This is a genomic window from Hydrogenophaga intermedia (assembly GCF_023715105.1).
In the GTDB taxonomy this organism is placed as follows: Bacteria; Pseudomonadota; Gammaproteobacteria; order Burkholderiales; family Burkholderiaceae_C; genus Hydrogenophaga; species Hydrogenophaga intermedia_A.
In genome coordinates, this window is sequence record NZ_JAMBNO010000072.1 from 1 (window position 1) to 1,317 (window position 1,317).

General features: G+C 60.6%; 1 protein-coding gene. It reads left to right on the forward strand.

The window, feature by feature from the left end:
- Nucleotides 1-1,317 (forward strand): IS3 family transposase (locus M3149_RS22605; protein WP_251711603.1); only part of this gene is annotated, 1,317 nt, incomplete at both ends.

Genomic DNA, 1,317 nt, shown 5'->3' on the forward strand with positions numbered 1-1,317 from the left:
CGCCAGTTGGGGTACCCGACCAAGAATGCATTGAAGGGTTGGTTCCGAGAGTACGAGCGCAGTCGCGATCTGCCCAAGGGCTATGCGCGTCCCAAGCCGAAGTACTCCCAGGATCAGAAGGAGATCGCGGTCAGGCACTACCTTGAACATGGAAGGTGTGTTGCTGCAACGATCATGGCGCTGGGGTACCCGGGCCGTGCGTCATTGACCGCCTGGGTGGAAGAGCTCCATCCCGAATTGCGAGTCCGCTTGGTCGGTCACGCTGAGCGTGTCAGCCACTCCGCTGAACTCAAGCAGGCAGCGGTTATTGCGCTGTGCACTCGTCAAGGCAGTGCAGAGGCCTTGGCTCAGGAGATTGGCGTGTGCAGGCCGACGCTGTACAAGTGGAAAAACCGGCTACTTGACCGCGAGGCACCAGCATTCATGACGAACCCAAACGATACGCCAACGCCTGGCGCTGCCCGCGAAGAGCTGGAACGCCAACTTGAGGTCTTGCGACGGGACATCAGGCGCCTGCAGTTGGAACAAGACCTGCTCAAGAAGGCGAACGAAATCATAAAAAAAGACCTGGGCATCAACCAGCCGCCCCTGACCAATCGGGAGAAGACCCTGTTGGTTGATGCCCTGCGGAGCACGTACACGCTGTCTGAGCTTCTTGGTCAGGTGGGACTGCCGCGCAGCTCCTACTTCTACCATCGCGCTCGTCTGAATGCAGCGGACAGGTACGTCGAAGTACGACGCACCATCGCCGACATCTTTGAGCGCAATCACCGCTGCTACGGCTACCGCAGGATACGCGCCTCGCTGACCAAGCAAAGCGTCAGCATCTCCGAGAAGGTGGTGCAGCGTCTGATGAAACAGGAGTCGCTGGTGGCCGCCGCGCCCAAGCGTCGCCGCTATGGTTCCTACCTGGGGGAAATCAGTCCGGCGCCTGAGAATCTCATCAACCGTGACTTCAGTGCGACCGCGCCCAATGAGAAGTGGCTCACGGATATCACGGAGTTCCAGATCCCCGCTGGCAAGGTGTATCTCTCACCCATGATCGACTGCTTCGATGGCATGGTCGTCAGCTGGGCAATTGGCACGCGTCCCGATGCGGCGCTGGTGAACTCCATGTTGGATGCCGCGATCGATGGCGTCGCCACCGGTAGCGACCGGCCGGTCGTTCACTCCGATCGCGGCGCGCACTACCGCTGGCCGGGTTGGCTCAAGCGCATGGCCGACGCAAAGCTGGTGCGCTCTATGTCGCGCAAGGGGTACTCGCCAGACAACGCAGCGTGTGAAGGCTTCTTCGGCCGGCTGAAGACCGAGCACTTC